A 16470-nucleotide genomic window follows, 5' to 3' on the forward strand; every position below is an offset into this window, starting at 1 on the left:
GGGATGGGCGGCGAACGCGAAAACGTGTCACATTCAATATCACGTATCCGTGGGAGAGACGGGGCGGCACCCCCTTCGAATACATAGGCTGTACCCCGGTTTTGACTTCTTGGGGAGTGTTCTTTGCGGCTGCCGGAGCATCTGGAGCTACTGCTCACCGACGAGCCGGTGCTCGACGTCTACTCGTACGGTCCATGGCGCGTCCCGGACGGCCTGTTCGAGGAGATCTCGGCGCGGATCGACGGGCTGGCGGCCGATCCGCGCGCCGCGGAGCTGACCACCGACGAGCACAAGCTGCTCACGCTGCCGGCGTCGCTCGTCACCGCGGAGATCTTCGGCATGCTGGCGTTCCTGCCGGGCGGCGGCGCGATCAAGGCGGGGTCGTGGTCGCAGCTGCCGGAGCGGCTGCTGTACGGGCACCTGGTCAACCCGGGCCCGCTCAGCACCCGGATGACGCGGTGGGACGCGCCCGGCGGCCGGTGGCGCCCGCCGGTCGACTGGCTGATCGAGGCGCCCGACCGCGGCCTGGCGATCGAGCTGGCCCGCGACTGCCTGTCGGTGCTGGAGGGCATCGAGCCGCTGGAGGAGCGCCGCAAAGCGCTGCTGCGCCTCTACGACGACCCGCCCGAGTGCGAGATCGGCCTGCCGAAGGCGGAGCTGCGCGAGCACTGGCACGCGCACGCCGGCGACGACATCGTCACGGCGGTGCCGGAGCTGCTCGGCCCGGTCGGGTACCTGGAGTGGGTGTGCGCCGGGCTCCTCGCGGCCTACGAGCATCTGACGGACGTCGCGCCGCGTGACGAGACCGTCGAGGTGCACCTGGTCCAGCTGCTGCTGCAGGGCAGCATGGACCACGTCCCGGCGGAGCTCGCGGTCGCGCTCGGCGAGGACCGGTACGCCGAGCTGCAGCACCGCTTCCCCGCGGAGCGCCGCGGGTTCAAGGCGGGCGCGTGGCAGGAGCGGACGCGGGCGTGGCTGGTCCGCGCGCTGGTCGCCGGCGCGGCGGACGCGTGCCGGGGCTGGCTCGACATGGCGATGCGGTTCATCGCGATCGTGCAGGGCCTGCCGGGCGACCCGTGGTTCCCGAAGGCGGAGTGGATCCCGGTCGGCCAGTTCCAGACGGACCTGCGCCGCCTGTTCGCGCCGCGCCGCCGCGTCGTGAACCCGCTGACCGAGACGCTGCGGAAGGCGCCCGCGGAGGACGGGGCGGACGGTACGGCCGAGGGGCGGCGCGCCGCCCGCGCGGAGATCGCGACGACCCTGGTGGAGCAGCCGGAGGTGACCGCCGCGCTGGCCGAGGTGACCGCGGGCTCCGAACCCGTCCGGCTGCTGCTGGCGGGCCCGGACGGCACCGGCAAGCGCGACGCCGCGCAGGAGCTGGGCAGGGCGCTCGCGCTCGGCCGCGACCCGCACTGGGTCACCGACAACCTGTACACGGGGCAGCGGCTGCCGGACGCCGTCGCCCGGCTGCACGCCGACGCCCGCGACTGCGCCGGCGACCGGCTGCTCGTCATCGACGGCCTGGACGGGATCGTCACCGACCCCGGCAACGGGGAGGCCCTCGCCGCCGAGCTGCACCGGCTCCTCGCCGTCCATCCCGACCTGCACCTGGTGGCGCTGTGCGACACCGGCGGGGAGGAGCGGATCCGGGACATCAACCCCGTCCTGCCGCAGCTGTTCCGGATCGCGCGGACCCGGCCGTTCACCGAGCGGGGGCACGCCGAGCTGTTCCGCCGCGCGCTGTCCGCGCGCGGCGCCCGCGGCACCCGGCAGGCGGTCGCGGCGGCGGGCGCGCTGCTGGCCGCGACGCCGCCGATGCAGACGCTCCGCAACGCGCGGCTCGCGCCGTACCTCGCCGACCAGGTGGTCGCGGCGGTGCGGGAGCGGGCCGCGTCCGGCGGCGACCCGGACGCCGAGCTCGTCGTCCGCAAACAGGACATCCCCGACACGCTCGACATCTCGCGGGCCGCCGGGAACCCGCTCGCGGAGCTGAACGCGCTCACCGGCCTCGACACGGTCAAGCACGAGATCGCGCTGCTCGTCGCCGGGACGCACGCGGCGCGGCTGCGCAGCGAGAACGGGCTGAAGATCACCCCGCCGACCCGGCACATGGTGTTCACCGGCAACCCGGGGACCGGCAAGACGATGGTGGCGCGGCTGCTCGGCCGCATCTACAAGCGGCTGGGCGTGCTGTCGTCCGGGCATCTCGTGGAGGCGTCCCGCGCCCACCTCGTCGGCGAGTACATCGGGCAGACCGCGCCCCGCACGCGCCGGCTGGTCGAGCGGGCGCTCGGCGGCGTGCTGTTCATCGACGAGGCGTACACGCTGACGCAGTCGCCGCTGAAGGGCGACTACGGGCACGAGGCGATCGCCGAGCTGGTCAAGCTGATGGAGGACCACCGCGACGACCTCGTCGTGGTCGTCGCCGGGTACCAGCAGGAGATGGCGGAGTTCCTCGCCGCCAACCCCGGCCTGGACTCGCGGTTCCCCAAGCAGATCCACTTCCCCGACTACACCGACGAGGAGCTGATCACCGTCTTCCGGCAGCTCGCCGAGGCGGACGGGTTCGAGCTGGCGCCCGGCACCGAGGAGGTGCTGGCGACGATGCTGCGGCGGGCGCCGCGCGGACCGTCCTTCGGCAACGGGCGGCTGATGCGCAACATGCTGGACGTCGCCGTCGCCAACCAGGCCGACCGGGTCGCGTCCGCCGCCGTCAACGCGCAGAAGCGGCACGGCGGGAGCGCCCAGAAGGAGCACGGCGGGACGAAGCACGGTGAGGCGCGGCAGAACGGGGCGAAGCACGGCGGGGCGGAGCACGGCGGCGAGCCGGCCGCGGCGCCCACCCGGGAGGAACTGATCACCATCACCGCCGACGATCTTCCGCCGCTGCTGGAGCACCCGGAGGAGTTCTTCGGGCTCTACCTCTGAGCGGCCGCGCCCGCCGGCCGGCTAGGCGGGCTTTCGGGCGAGCCCGGCGGCGGCGTCGAACAGGACGCTCTCCGCGCCGCGCCGGGTGACGAGCTGGGCGCCGACCGGCAGGCCGCGGACGGTTCCGGCGGGGACGCTCAGCGCGGGCAGCCCCAGCACGTTCCACGGCGAGGTGAGGCTGACCAGCAGCGCGGTCAGCGGCCCGAACTCGACCTCGGTCGCGCCGAGCTCCGGCGCGGTGATCGGCATGGTCGGCATGGCCAGGTAGTCGTAGCGGTCCAGCAGCTCCGCGACCTCCCGGACGTACCGCTCCCGCTCGCGCAGCGCGCGGACGAGGCGCCAGCCGGGCATGCGGCCCGCCTCCCGGAGCCGTCCGAGCAGGGACGGCTGGTACAGCTCGGGCGCGTCGGCGACCCGCTCGGCGTGCACGTCGTACGCCTCGCTGAACTCGATCGCGATGAACACCTCCCGCAGCCCGGCGAAGTCGAGCGGCTCGGCGGGCGCGTCCGGGAACAGGGCCCGGACGGTCCGCACCACCTCGGGGTCCGCGGCGGGCGGATCGATCCAGGCGACGCGGCCGCGCGGGTCGCCGCTCCCGCCCGGTGCCGGGTCCACGGGCGACGGGGCGGCCTGCTCCGGGCCGGTCAGCGCCCGGTAGGCGATCCGGCAGTCGGCGGCGGACCCGGCGAGGACGCCCACGTGGTCGAGCGTCGGCGACAGCGGGAACACGCCGCCGACCGGGATCGCGCCGTGCGCGGGCTTGAACCCTGCGACGCCGCAGAACGCGGCCGGGATGCGCACCGACCCGCCGGTGTCGGTGCCGATCGCGAGCGGGACCGCGCCCGCGGCGACCGCGGCGGCGCTGCCGCTGCTGGAGCCGCCCGGCATCCGCGCGCGGTCGTGCGGGTTGCGGACCGGGCCGCTCGCCGACACGTCGCCGGTGGCGCCGAACGCGAACTCCTGCGTGCCCGTCTTCCCGACGATCACGGCGCCGGCGTTCCTGAGCATCGCCACGCACTCCGCGTCGCCCGCGGCGACGTGGCCGTCGAAGTGCGCCGAGCCCATCCCGGTCGGCAGCCCGGCGACGTCGACGATGTCCTTCACCGCGACGGGAACGCCGTGCAGCGGCCCCCGGTCGATGCCGGACGCCAGCTCCCGGTCCGCCCACCGGGCGGCGGCGCCGGCGCCCTCGGGGTCGAGGGTCACGAACGCGTTGAGCTCCGGGTCGACCGAGTCGAGGGCGCGTTCGACCAGCCCCTGCGCCGTCTCCTTCCCGGAACGCAGCGCCTGCCCGAGGTCCGCCAGCGTCCGTCCGGCGAAGAACCCGCCCATACCGCCCTCCCACGTGATCGGCCGTCCCGAACTGACTAGCACACCGGGGCGGACCGCGGGACGGGCCGGGTGCTCCGTCAGTCTGCGATGGTCCGGTTTCGTGGCGTTCCGTGGTCAGATCATCGCTTTCCGTGAGCCATTCGTCGCAGTCGTGCTACCGCTGGCCGACTGCACGTCCGGACCCGTGAACCTACGCGCGAGTACGAGGCAGGCTTCAACACGCCCAGTGGAGACGCTCCCACCGGTTCGCTGGGGGGCGAGGCGGAGCCCGCGCCGGGAGACCGCCTCTGTAACCGGTCGACGTCCACCCTGTTAGCGCGGCGCCTCCGGTGCCGGGCGCCGAGACGCCCGGCACCGGAGGCGCCGGGACTTCCGGCCCTTTGCCCGCCGTCCCCTCCGTGATGGGCTCTCCGTGACGGTTGATCGCGCCGATGACGGGGACGTGATCTCCCGGTGAGATGACGGCGGAGGGACGTGCCATGACCGAGTCCGTGATGTCCGACGACGAGGTGCGGGCGATCGACGCGTACTGGAGGGCCGCGAACTACCTGTCCGTCGGGCAGATCTACCTGCTCGCGAACCCGCTGCTGCGCGAGCCGCTCACGCCCCGGCACATCAAGCCCCGGCTGCTCGGCCACTGGGGCACCTCGCCCGGCCTGAACTTCTGCTACGCGCACCTGAACCGGGTCATCAAGGCGCGCGACCTCGACATGATCTACATCATGGGGCCGGGTCACGGCGGGCCGTCGGCGGTCGCGAACGCGTGGCTGGAGGGCACCTACAGCGAGGTGTACCCGGAGGTGACGCAGGACGCCGAGGGCATGCGGCGGCTGTTCCGCCAGTTCTCGTTCCCCGGCGGCGTCCCGTCCCACGTGGCGCCCGAGACGCCGGGGTCCATCCACGAGGGCGGCGAGCTCGGGTACTCGCTCGCGCACGCGTTCGGGGCCGCGTTCGACAACCCGGACCTGGTCGTCGCGTGCATCGTCGGGGACGGCGAGGCGGAGACCGGGCCGCTCGCGGCGAGCTGGCACTCCAACAAGTTCCTCGACCCGGTGAAGGACGGCGCCGTCCTGCCGATCCTGCACCTCAACGGGTACAAGATCGCGAACCCGGCGGTGCTGGCGCGGATCCCGGAGGAGGAGCTCGTCCAGCTGCTCGACGGGTACGGGTACCGGCCGTTCCTGGTGAGCGGGGACGAGCCCGCGTCCATGCACCGGAAGATGGCCGCGGCGCTCGACCTGGCACTCGACGAGATCGCCGGCATCCAGCGCGACGCGCGGGCGGGTCGGACGTCCGAGCGGCGGCGCTGGCCGATGATCGTCCTGCGGTCTCCCAAGGGGTGGACGGGGCCGGAGGAGGTCGACGGGCTGCCGGTGGAGAACACGTGGCGGTCCCACCAGGTGCCGCTCGCGGGCGTCCGCGACGACCCCGGACACCTGGCGCAGCTCGAGGAGTGGATGCGCTCCTACCGCCCGGAGGAGCTGTTCGACGCGGACGGGCGCCCCGCCGAGGCGCTGCGGGCCCTCGCGCCCGAGGGCGAGCGGCGGATGAGCGCCAACCCGCACGCGAACGGCGGCCTGCTGCTGAAGCCGCTCGTCCTGCCCGACTTCCGGGAGTACGCCGTGGCCGTCGACAAGCCGGGCACGACGGTCACCGAACCCACCCGGAGGCTGGGCTCCTTCCTGCGCGACGTCGTGAAGGCCAACCCGGACGACTTCCGCATCATGGGCCCGGACGAGACGGCGTCCAACCGGCTCGGGGACGTGTTCCAGGCGACCGACCGGGTCTTCGCCGGCGAGATCCTCCCGACCGACGAGCACCAGGCGCCGTCCGGGCAGGTTATGGAGGTGCTCAGCGAGCACCTGTGCCAGGGCTGGCTGGAGGGCTACCTCCTCACCGGGCGGCACGGGGTGTTCAACAGCTACGAGGCGTTCGTCCACATCGTCGACTCCATGTTCAACCAGCACGCGAAATGGCTGAAGGTGACCCGGCGGCTGCCGTGGCGGCGGCCCATCGCGTCGCTGAACTACCTGCTGTCGTCGCACGTGTGGCGGCAGGACCACAACGGCTTCACGCACCAGGACCCCGGCTTCCTCGACGTCGTCCTGAACAAGAAGCCCGAACTGATCAGGGTGTACCTGCCGCCGGACGCGAACACGCTGCTGTCGGTCGGCGACCACTGCCTGCGCTCCCGCGACTACATCAACGTGGTCGTCGCCGGGAAGCAGCCCGCGTTGAACTGGCTGCCGATGGACGCCGCGATCGCGCACTGCACGCGCGGCGCCGGCATCTGGGAGTGGGCGTCCACCGAGGGCGGCGGGGACCCCGACGTCGTGCTGGCCTGCGCGGGCGACATCCCGACCCTGGAGACGCTCGCCGCCGTCGACCTGCTCCGGCGGCTCTTCCCCGAACTGCGCGTGCGGGTCGTGAACGTCGTGGACCTCATGCGGCTGCTGCCGTCCACCGAGCACCCGAACGGTCTCGCCGACCGCGACTTCGACGCGCTGTTCACCACCGACAAGCCGATCATCTTCGCGTTCCACGGCTACCCGTACCTCATCCACCGGATGACGTACCGGCGCACCGGGCACGCCAACCTGCACGTCCGCGGCTACAAGGAGGAGGGGACGACCACCACGCCGTTCGACATGGTCATGCTGAACGACCTGGACCGGTACCACCTGGTGATGGACGTCATCGACCGCGTCCCGTCCCTTGGGGGGCGCGTCGCCCACATCCGCCAGCGGATGTCCGACCAGCGGCTGGCCATGCGCGCCTACACGCGCGAGTACGGCGAGGACGCCCCCGAGGTGCGCGACTGGACGTGGCCGTACTGATGCGCGTCCTCACGGTCAACCCCGGGTCGAGCAGCCTGAAGGTGAGCCTGCTCGACCCCGGCGACAGGGTCGTCGCGGAGGATTCGGGCGCCGGCCACGAGATGGCCGCCCTGACCGCCGGCATGCCGCGCCCCGACGCGATCGGCATCCGCTTCGTCCACGGCGGCACCGACTTCACCGAGCCGGTGCGCATCGACGCGGCCGTCACGAAGCGCCTGCACGAGCTGGCCGACCTGGCGCCGCTCCACCAGCCCGCCTCGCTGCAGGCCCTGTCGGAGATCACGTCGGCGCTGCCCGGCATCCCGGCCGTGGCGTGCTTCGACACCGCGTTCCATTCGACGCTGCCCGCGGCCGCCGCGACCTACGCGCTCCCCGCGGAGTGGCGCGAGCGGTTCGGCCTGCGGCGCTACGGGTTCCACGGCCTCTCCTACTCCTATGCCGCGCGCCGCGCGCGCGAGCTGCTCGGCGCGGCCTCGTCCCGGACGGTCATCTGCCATCTGGGCTCCGGCGCGTCCCTCTGCGCCGTCGCCGATGGGCGCTCGATCGACACGACGATGGGCTTCACGCCGCTCGAAGGGCTGGTCATGGCGTCCCGGGCGGGCAGCATCGACCCCGGCATCCCGCTGTGGCTGATCAGGCACGGGCTCGATCCCGGCGACGTCAACCGGGCCCTCGAACGCGACTCCGGTCTGCGGGGGCTCACCGGCACCGGCGACATGCGCCGCATCCGCGAACTGGCCGCCGGACGCGACGCCGGCGCCCTCGCCGCGCTCGACGTCTACCACCACCGCCTCCGCGCCTGCGCCGCCGCGATGACCGCGTCCCTCGGCGGCCTCGGCGCGCTGGTGTTCACGGGCGGTGTGGGGGAGAACGATCCGTCCGTCCGGATGCGCCTGGCCGAAGATCTGGCCTACCTCGGTGTTTCCATCGATCCCGGTCGGAACGAGGCGGTGAACGGCGACACCGAGATCACGGCCCCGGGCGCCGCGGTCCGGACACTGGTGGTCGAGGCCCGCGAAGACCTGGAGATAGCGACCGGAGTCCGCCGGGCGCTCGCCTCGAAGTAGCGCGTTCGGCGGGTCGGTGGTTCATGGGGTTCTGCGCTGGTCGGCCCGGGCCCGGCGCTCCTCGTCCTCCAGGAGGGGGCCTATGCGGAACGGGACCTGGTGGGTAAGGACGATCGAGGTCGTGCTGCGGCGGACGCCGGGGCAGGCGAGGATCGAGTCGATCACCTCGTGCAGCTGCTTGCCGTTCGGGGCCACGGCGCGGACCAGGAGGTCGCCCTGGCCGGTGATGCCGAGGACCTCGAGGACGCGCGGGATCGCCGACAGCGCCACGGCGGCCTCGCGCAGGCGCCCCTGCGCGACCTCCAGCGTGACCAGCGCGGTCAGTTCGAAGCCGAGCGCGCCCAGGTCGACCTCGCGGCCGCGGTGGCCGATGACGCCCTCGCGTTCGAGCCGCTCCACGCGCGCGTGCGCGGTGTTGCGGGCGATGCCGAGCTTGGCGGCCAGCTCGGTGATGCCGATGCGCGGCTGCTCCACGAGGCGGCGCAGGATCTGCAGGTCGAGGAGAGTGGTGCGGGTCACAATGCTCAGCTCCGGCGGGTGGGTCGGGTCTTGATTTGAGCAATCTGCTCAAGTATCGCCCCATCATCTTGCACACCGCTCAGTGAGGCGGGCTCAATGCAAGCATGAGCACCACCGTTTCTTCCTCTCCGCTCCGGGACAGGCTGGAGCTGGAACGCGGTCGGATCGCGATCGGCGGGGTCCACGCGCTCGTCCGGCTGCTGCTCGACCAGCGGCGGGCGGACGCCCGGCGCGGGTGGACGACCGCCGGGTTCGTGTCCGGCTACCGGGGGTCGCCGCTCGGCGGGCTCGACCAGCAGCTGATGCGGGACGCGGAGCTGCTGGAGGGCAACGACATCCGGTTCATCCCCGGCGTGAACGAGGAGCTGGCGGCGACGGCGGTCTACGGGTCGCAGCTCGCCGAGCACCTGCCGGGACCGCGCTACCAGGGCGTGTTCGGGCTCTGGTACGGCAAGGCGCCCGGCGTCGACCGGTCGCTGGACGCGTTCAAGCACGCCAACTGGCTCGGCACGTCCGAGCGGGGCGGGGTGCTCGCGGTGGTGGGCGACGACCCGTCCGCGAAGTCGTCCACGCTGCCGTCCGCGACGGAGGGCGCGCTCGCGGAGGCGTTCATGCCGGTGCTCGTGCCCGCGTCGGTCGGGGACGTGCTGCGGCTCGGGCGGCACGGGTTCGAGATGTCGCGGTTCAGCGGCGCGTGGACGGGCTTCAAGGTCGTGACCGACGTCGCCGACTCGCACGAGATCGTGGCGGCGGAGCCGGTGCCCGATCCGGTGATCCCGGACTTCACGTGGCGGGGGCGTCCGTGGAAGCCGACGCGCAAGCCCGGCGTCGACCTGAAGGGCACGACGGCCATCGAGGCGGAGGTGCTGCAGGGCCGCCTGCGGGCGGCTGCGGCCTACGCCGCCGCGAACGGGCTCGACCGGATCGAGGGGGCCGCGGACGCGGCCGTCGGTCTCGTGGCGGCCGGGCGCACCTACCTTGAGCTGCGCGAGGCCCTCGACCGGCTCGGGCTCGACGACGAGGCGCTGGCGCGGCGGGGCGTCAGGCTGCTGCGGCTCGCCCTGATCCATCCGCTGGACGGGGACCGGATCCGCGAGTTCGCGTCCGGGCTCCGCGAGATCGTGGTGGTGGAGGAGAAGCGCGCGTTCATCGAGACGCAGATCCGGGACGTCCTCTACGACGCCGCCGAGCGTCCCGCCGTGTACGGGAAGAACGGTCCCGACGGGGCCGGCCTCGTTCCGGCGGACGGGGGCCTGGACGCCGACCGCCTCACCGGGGCGCTGGCCCGGTTCCTCGCCGACCGGCTCGGCGACGAGCACGTCGATCTGCGGGACCCGGTGCTGCGGCCGCGCAAGCCCGCGATCAACCTGCTGGGGCCGGCGCGCACCCCGTACTTCTGCTCCGGCTGCCCGCACAACCGGTCGACGGTCGTGCCGGACGGGTCGATCGCGGCGAGCGGCATCGGCTGCCACGTCATGACGGTGTTCCAGGACCGCAGCATCGGCACGACGCAGATGGGCGGCGAGGGCGCGATGTGGGTCGGCGCGGCGCCGTTCAGCGAGACCGGGCACATGTTCCAGAACCTCGGCGACGGGACGTTCTTCCACTCGGGCAGCCTCGCCGTCCGGCAGGCCGTCGCCGCCGGGACGAACATCACGTTCAAGATCCTCTACAACGCGGCCGTGGCGATGACCGGCGGGCAGGACGCCGACGGCGGCTCGGACCCGGCCGCGATCACCCGGATGCTGCACGCGGAGGGCGTCGCGAAGATCGTCGTGGTGGCGGACGACCCGTCCCGCTACCCGCGCGGGACCGACTGGGCGCCCGGCGTCCGGGTCCGGCACCGCGACGACCTCGACGCCGTGCAGCGGGAGCTGCGCGAGGTCCCCGGCGTGACCGTGCTGCTGTACGACCAGGCGTGCGCGGCGGAGACGCGGCGCAAGCGCAAGCGCGGCCTCGCACCCGACCCGCAGACCCGTGTGCTGATCAACGAGGCGGTGTGCGAGGGCTGCGGCGACTGCGGCGTGAAGTCGAACTGCCTCAGCGTCGAACCGGTCGAGACCGAGTTCGGGCGCAAGACGCAGATCAACCAGACGTCCTGCAACAAGGACTACTCGTGCGTGGACGGCGACTGCCCCTCGTTCCTCACCGTGATCCCCGGCGAGAAGAAGACGCGGCCGCCGCTGCCGGAGATCGGTGAGCTGGACGAGCCCGGGACGCGTCCCGAGGCGGCGGACGTGCTGCTCGTCGGCATCGGCGGCACCGGCGTCGTCACCGTCAACCAGGTCCTGGCAACCGCCGCGCTGATCGACGGCCGGCACGCCCGCGCGCTCGACCAGACCGGGCTGAGCCAGAAGGCCGGCGCGGTCGTGTCGCACTTGCGGATCGGGGACGCCGACCGGGACCGCCCGGGCATGGTCGGCGCGGGCGGCGCCGACGCCTACCTGGTGTTCGACTCGCTCGCCGGGACGTCGGAGGCGAACCTGCGCCGCTGCGCGCCGGGCCGGACCGCCGCGGTCGTGTCGACCAGCGAGGTCCCCACCGGGCAGATGATCACCGACACGGCGGCGGCGCTGCCGCCGAGCGCGTCCCTCGTCGCGCGGATCGCCGAGCGGACCGACCGGGACCGGCTCGTCGCGCTCGACGCCCTCGCGCTCGCCGAGCGGTGGTTCGGGAGCACGACCACGGCCAACTTCGTCGTGGTCGGCGCCGCCTACCAGTCGGGGCTGCTGCCGCTGTCGGCGAAGGCGATCGAGGAGGCGCTCGCGCTGAACGGCGTGCAGGTGGCGGCGAACGTCCAGGCGTTCCGGGCGGGGCGGCGGCTCGTCCTCGAACCGGACTGGGCGGCCGCGCCCGCCGCCGCGGCCGCCGCCGCGCCCAGGCCGCTGGACGCGACCGCGCCGGCCGCGGTGAGCCTGGTCGAGGCGTCCGGCGCGGACGGCGAGCTGGCCCGCGTGCTGCGGATCCGCGTCCCCGACCTCGCCGCCTACCAGGACCTCAGGCTCGCCCGGCGGTACCTGGACGCGGTCATGCGCGTCGCCCGCGCCGAGCGGGAGGCGGGCGCGGACGGGCAGCGGCTCGCGGTCGCCGTCGCGCGCAACCTGCACAAGCTGATGGCGTACAAGGACGAGTACGAGGTCGCCCGCCTCCACCTCGACCCCGAGCTCGCGCGGCGGGTCGAGGAGCAGTTCGGGCCGGGCTCCACCGTGCGGTACATGCTGCACCCGCCGCTGCTGCGGGCCGCCGGGCTCGGCAAGAAGATCGCGCTCGGCCGGACGGCCCGCCCCGCGTTCCGCGCGCTGCGCGCCATGCGGCGGCTGCGCGGCACCCCGTTCGACCCGTTCGGCGCGACCGCGCAGCGCCGCACCGAGCGCCGCCTCGTCGCCGACTACCTGGCCGTGGTGGACGAGCTCGCGGCGGGCCTGGACGCGTCCCGGCACGACCTCGCCGTCGAGATCGCGGAGCTGCCGGACGTGATCCGCGGCTACGAGGACGTGAAGACCGCGAACGTCGCCCGCTACGAGGAGCTCCTGCGGGAGCGGCTCGCCGCGTGGCGCGCCGAGCGGACCGCGGACCGCGTGTGATGATCAGGTGATCGCGCTGGTCACCGCGCCGACCAGCGCGATCACCACCAGCTGCAGCAGGAGCAGCTTGGCCAGCGGGCGCGGCGCGAAGCGGTACTCGTAGCACTGCTCCACGAGCAGCTTGAGCTGGTCGGTGAGCCGCATCCGCGGCGCCGAATGCCGGGACGGGACGCCGCGCAGCGGGGCCGTCCGCGGCGGCTGCTCCTCCACCGGCCGCACCAGCACGCTCGCGACCGCCCGCGTCGGGACGACCATCCGCTCCCAGTGCAGGGCGTCCAGCGGCAGCGGCTTCCCGTGCCCGTCCAGCTGGAAGATCGGGCCGCACAGGGTGATGAAGGGCAGATCGTGCCCGCGCGCCGCCGCCTCGTCGCCGAGCAGCCCGCGGAACGTCTCGCCGCTGTTCAGCGTGACCTCCAGTTCGACGTCGCGGTCGGCGTAGTCGGCGCGCGCGGCGGCCGGGCGGGCGGGGAACGGGGCCGGCGGCCGGTTCTCCAGCCGGGTCAGCGCCGCGGCGGCGAGCGACGACAGGGTGAGCGACAGCGCGATGAAGCACGCCGCCGACCAGGCCGCCACGAGCGGCGAGCCGGCGTCCCCGTCCAGCAGCCGCCGCAGGTCCAGCACCGAGCCGCGGCCCAGCAGCCCGAGGGCGATCAGCGTGGCGGTCGTGAGCAGCGTGCCGGCGACGACCACCCGGGAGAACCGCGGCGGCGCGTTCCCGGACCGCTCGCGGCGGCCGCGCACCAGGTCGAAGTGCAGCCCCGGGACCATCGCCAAGACCAGGAGCACGACAGGCACGACGAGGGAGGCTTCGGTCATGGTCACCCCAGCCCGGCATCGGGGGTCATGAGGTTCAGATCTTTTCAGTTGGACCTTGGAATCTCAATATCAAGACGGGCGTTTCATGATCCAATCGCGGGTGCCCGCCGCGGCCGCCCGGTCGAACCCGGCGCACGCGCCCGCGCGTATTCCCTGACGCGCCGGGGACCACGCCCGGCACCGGAGACGGCGAGGGTGACGTCCAGTGGAATCGGGCTTGCGGCTGACGGAGCGCTACCGGCTCGTGGAGCGCCTCGACGACGGCGGGACGATGGAGGTCTGGCGGGCCCGCGACGAGCTCCTCGACCGGCCCGTCGCGGTGAAGCTGCTGTCGCCCGCGCACGCCGGTCTGCACCCCGCCTTCCAGGAGGGCGTCAACCGCGCCGCCGGCCTGTCCCACCCCGCACTGGAGACGATCTTCGACAGCGACCGGACCCGGGACGCGTCCGGCCGGCTCGCGTCCTACGCGGTGACCGAGTTCCTGGACGGCACGACCCTCGCGGACCGGCTCCGCCTCGGCCCGCTCACCGCCTACGAGACCGCCGACGTGTGCGGCCAGGTCGCCGCGGCCCTGGCCGCCGCCCACGCGGCCGGCGTGACGCACGGCGACCTGCGGCCCGGCAAGGTCCTGCTGCTGCGCGACGAGGTCAGGCTGGTCGACACCGGCATCGGCGGGGTCGTCCGCAGCGCCCGCGGGTCCGCCGGGCACGGCGCCGGCGTCGCGCGGGCGCCGGCAGCCGAGAGCGAGGCGGCCGACGTCCGCGCGCTCGGCGCCCTGATCTCCGCGTGCGGCACGCCCGGAGCGTCCCGGGACCTGTCGGCGCTGGTCGCCCGCTGCCTGAGCCAGGAGCCGCCGTCCGCGCGGCAGATCGCCGACCTGCTGGCCGGCGAGGACGAGCCGCCGCGCCCGGTCTTCGGCGCGCGCCCCGCGGCGGCCGGCCCCGCCCCGCCGCAGCCGACGAAGACGCTGCGCCCGCCGCCGGCGCGGCGCCGGGGGCGCACCCGCCCGGACCGCCGCGCCGTGGCGGCGCTCGTCATCGCGATCCCGGCCACGGCCGCCGCCGCGATCCTCGTCTCGTCGCCGCGCGCGCCGGTCACCGTGCCGCCGGCGCCCGGCCGGACCGGGGCCCTCCCGGCGCCGCCGCCCCGGACCGGCGCGGCGGACGCGCCGCCCGCCGCCGAGCCGGCCGGGACGCGGGTGCGGGGCGCGCTCGGCCGGCTGCGCCCGATCGTCAGCCGCGGCTACGCCTCCGGCGAGATCCGCTCCGACGTCGCGCTCGACCTCACCAACGTGATCAACAACCTGGAGAACGACCTCGGCTCCGACCGGAACGTCGACGTCGGCCGCCGGATCGCCCTCCTGCACGACAAGATCGACACGCGGCGGCGGGAGCGCGCCCTCACGCCCGCCCTCGCGGACGAGCTCAACCGCGTCCTCGCGACGATCCAGGCATGACCGCCGAACGGGACCCCGGGCAGTGGCGGCGCGAGGAGCTCCGCCAGTCCCGGTACGGCTTCCGGATCCCCTGGCTCGCGCTCGCCGGCGTGGCCGCGACGATCATCGCCGCGGCCACCCTCGTCGCCGGGATCGGCGACAACCTGTCCAGCCGGGACCGCTCCCCCGGCCCCCTGCTCCCGCTGCAGGCGGCGTCCCCGCCCCCGACCGCCGCGCCGGAGCCGCCGGACGGGGATCCGTCCTACCCCGAGCCGCCGGAGACCTCGGCCCCGCCCGGGAGCCGCATCCACGACGCGCTGCTGCGGCTGCGCTCCTCGGTGTACCAGGGCGTCGCCGCCGGCGACGTCCGCGACGACGTGGGCCTCGACCTCACGAACGTGATCGAGGGCATGCTCGACCGGCAGTGGTCGCCGCTGGACCGCCGCCGCGCCGACGTCGCCTACCTCCAGCACAAGATCGCGACCCGCACCCGCGAGGGCGCCATCAGCAGCGGGCGCGCCGAGGAGCTGCACCTCATCCTCGACGACGCGACCGCATGACCGCGGCGGGAGCCGGCCGGGTCTCCTCGTCCAGCAGCGAATCCGGCCGGGTCTCCCCGCAGTCCGTCGTATCCGCCGCGGGGAACGTATTCGCCGCGGGGAAGTCGTCACGCGCCCGGTGCAGCGCGGCGAGGGCCTCCGCCCGGTCGGAGGTCGTGGGGATCGTGCGGTTCAGCCCCGTGATCTGGATGATGCGGTTCACCGGCCCGCTGGGCGGGGAGAGCAGGCCGACGCGGATGCCGAGCGCTCTCGCCCGGATGCAGGCCCGGAAGATGGCGTCCACCCCGCACGCGGCGCAGAACCGCGTCTTCGACAGGTCGAGGATCAGGCCCCGCGGGCTCGAGTTGAGCAGCCAGAGCAGCTGCGTGCGGATCTTCTGGTCGTTGAGGAGATCGACCTCAGCGGGAAAAGTCACGATGTCGCAGTCGTCCGTCTGGTAGACGTGCAGCACCGAAGTCGCCGGTCGCATCGTGGTCTCACCCCATCCCACTCGCCCCGCCCAATGTATCGTGGCACGATATGTTTGTCCACGGCGGGCCGCCCCCGCTTCCACCTGCCCGGATACGGCCGGTGAAGTAGCATCGGGGCATTACGGAACAGGGCTTTCATCCCATGGACGAGGTGCGCGTGCAGGAGCTCAGCCAGGAGGAGTTCACGGCTCTGCTCGCGTTCCGCACCGGACTGCGCCGCTTCCTCCGCTGGAGCGAGGTGGCGGTGCGCGCGGCCGGGCTGACGCCGGCCCAGCACCAGCTGCTCCTCGCGGTCAAGGGCCACGGCGCCGCGCGGCCGCCCACGGTCGGCGAGCTCGCCGAATACCTGCTGCTGCGCCACCACAGCACCGTGGAACTGATCAACCGGGCCGAGAACGCGGGCCTCGTCACCCGCGAGCGCGACCGCGACGACAACCGCATGATGCGGATCCGGCTCACCGTCGCGGCCGACCGCATCCTGGCCGAGCTGACCCGCGTCCACCTCGCGGAACTGCGCAGCCTCGCGCCGATCCTGGACCGGCTGAGCGCCGAGCTGAAGACCCTGGAGGACACCCCGGACGGCTGACCGCCCGGCCGGCCCCCGCTCAGCCCGCCCCCGCTCAGCCCGCCACCGCCGCGGCGATCGCACCGAGCGCGACGATCGACGCGATCAGCACCGCCGTCAGCGTCCAGCACAGCCTCCGGCTCGGTTCGAGACGCTCCCGGCGCGGCGGCGTCTCGGCCGCCGCCAACCGGTTGAACATGGCGAACCGGGCCGCGAGCTCCCGGTCCTCGCGGCACAGCCCCATCTCGATGAGCGCGAGGACGCGGCTCTCGTGCAACGGCAGGCTCATCGCTCCTCCAGGCCCGTCGGGGCTACATCGGCGCTCCTTACTGACTAACCCGGAGAAGCAAGATCTAT

Annotated in this window: 12 protein-coding genes; 7 read left to right on the forward strand and 5 right to left on the reverse strand. The window is 73.9% G+C overall.

Features of this window, described 5'->3' with window-relative positions; translation table 11 throughout:
• Positions 1-123 precede the first annotated feature (123 nt).
• Positions 124-2928: an AAA family ATPase gene (locus tag ABTW95_RS27275; RefSeq protein WP_396454108.1), complete on the forward strand. Its 2805-nt coding sequence runs from the start codon at positions 124-126 to the stop codon at positions 2926-2928.
• A gap of 21 nt (positions 2929-2949) precedes the next feature.
• Here the strand turns inward: ABTW95_RS27275 and ABTW95_RS27280 are convergent, their stop codons facing one another.
• Positions 2950-4260: an amidase gene (locus ABTW95_RS27280; RefSeq protein ID WP_500227767.1), complete on the reverse strand. Its 1311-nt coding sequence runs from the start codon at positions 4258-4260 to the stop codon at positions 2950-2952.
• 479 nt (positions 4261-4739) lie between these two features.
• On the opposite strand from ABTW95_RS27280, the gene ABTW95_RS27285 reads away from it, so the two are divergent.
• Together ABTW95_RS27285 and ABTW95_RS27290 are read left to right on the forward strand one after the other, a co-directional pair.
• Entirely contained in the window at positions 4740-7097 is a 2358-nt protein-coding gene (locus ABTW95_RS27285) for a phosphoketolase family protein (RefSeq protein ID WP_500227768.1), read from the forward strand.
• Positions 7085-8164 carry an acetate/propionate family kinase gene (locus ABTW95_RS27290; RefSeq protein WP_396450120.1) on the forward strand — a complete coding sequence of 360 codons (1080 nt, stop codon included), beginning with the start codon at positions 7085-7087 and terminating at the stop codon, positions 8162-8164. The genes ABTW95_RS27285 and ABTW95_RS27290 overlap by 13 nt, the downstream gene beginning before the upstream one ends.
• Before the next feature lie 21 nt (positions 8165-8185).
• On the opposite strand, the gene ABTW95_RS27295 is transcribed toward ABTW95_RS27290, so the two are convergent.
• A complete protein-coding gene (locus ABTW95_RS27295) occupies positions 8186-8683 on the reverse strand; it encodes an Lrp/AsnC family transcriptional regulator (protein WP_396450122.1) in 498 nt (165 codons plus the stop codon).
• Positions 8684-8787: 104 nt separating this feature from the next.
• Here ABTW95_RS27295 and ABTW95_RS27300 point away from each other — a divergent pair, with 104 nt between their 5' ends.
• Positions 8788-12267 carry an indolepyruvate ferredoxin oxidoreductase family protein gene (locus tag ABTW95_RS27300; RefSeq protein ID WP_396450124.1) on the forward strand — a complete coding sequence of 1160 codons (3480 nt, stop codon included), beginning with the start codon at positions 8788-8790 and terminating at the stop codon, positions 12265-12267.
• Between the two features lie 3 nt (positions 12268-12270).
• Here ABTW95_RS27300 and ABTW95_RS27305 read toward each other — a convergent pair whose 3' ends face one another.
• The gene (locus ABTW95_RS27305; RefSeq protein ID WP_500227769.1) at positions 12271-13083 is read right to left on the reverse strand and encodes a DUF6338 family protein; all 813 of its coding nucleotides are present in this window, start codon (positions 13081-13083) and stop codon (positions 12271-12273) included.
• Between the two features lie 217 nt (positions 13084-13300).
• Here ABTW95_RS27305 and ABTW95_RS27310 point away from each other — a divergent pair, with 217 nt between their 5' ends.
• A complete protein-coding gene (locus tag ABTW95_RS27310; protein WP_396454110.1) occupies positions 13301-14539 on the forward strand; it encodes a protein kinase domain-containing protein in 1239 nt (412 codons plus the stop codon).
• Positions 14536-15078, forward strand: a complete 543-nt coding sequence (locus tag ABTW95_RS27315) for a hypothetical protein (RefSeq protein ID WP_500227770.1) — start codon at positions 14536-14538, stop codon at positions 15076-15078. Before ABTW95_RS27310 ends, ABTW95_RS27315 begins: the two co-directional genes overlap by 4 nt.
• Here the strand turns inward: ABTW95_RS27315 and ABTW95_RS27320 are convergent.
• A complete protein-coding gene (locus tag ABTW95_RS27320) occupies positions 15053-15547 on the reverse strand; it encodes an STAS domain-containing protein (protein WP_500227771.1) in 495 nt (164 codons plus the stop codon). The genes ABTW95_RS27315 and ABTW95_RS27320 overlap by 26 nt on opposite strands.
• A 143-nt stretch (positions 15548-15690) precedes the next feature.
• Here ABTW95_RS27320 and ABTW95_RS27325 point away from each other — a divergent pair, with 143 nt between their 5' ends.
• On the forward strand, positions 15691-16134 hold the full coding sequence (locus tag ABTW95_RS27325) for a MarR family winged helix-turn-helix transcriptional regulator (RefSeq protein ID WP_500227772.1): 444 nt from the start codon (positions 15691-15693) through the stop codon (positions 16132-16134).
• A gap of 34 nt (positions 16135-16168) precedes the next feature.
• Here ABTW95_RS27325 and ABTW95_RS27330 read toward each other — a convergent pair whose 3' ends face one another.
• Entirely contained in the window at positions 16169-16402 is a 234-nt protein-coding gene (locus ABTW95_RS27330) for a DUF3040 domain-containing protein (protein ID WP_396449732.1), read from the reverse strand.
• Between the last annotated feature and the right edge of the window lie 68 nt (positions 16403-16470).

The sequence above is a fragment of the Spirillospora sp. NPDC127506 genome, assembly GCF_040302145.1.
GTDB lineage: Bacteria > Actinomycetota > Actinomycetes > Streptosporangiales > Streptosporangiaceae > Spirillospora.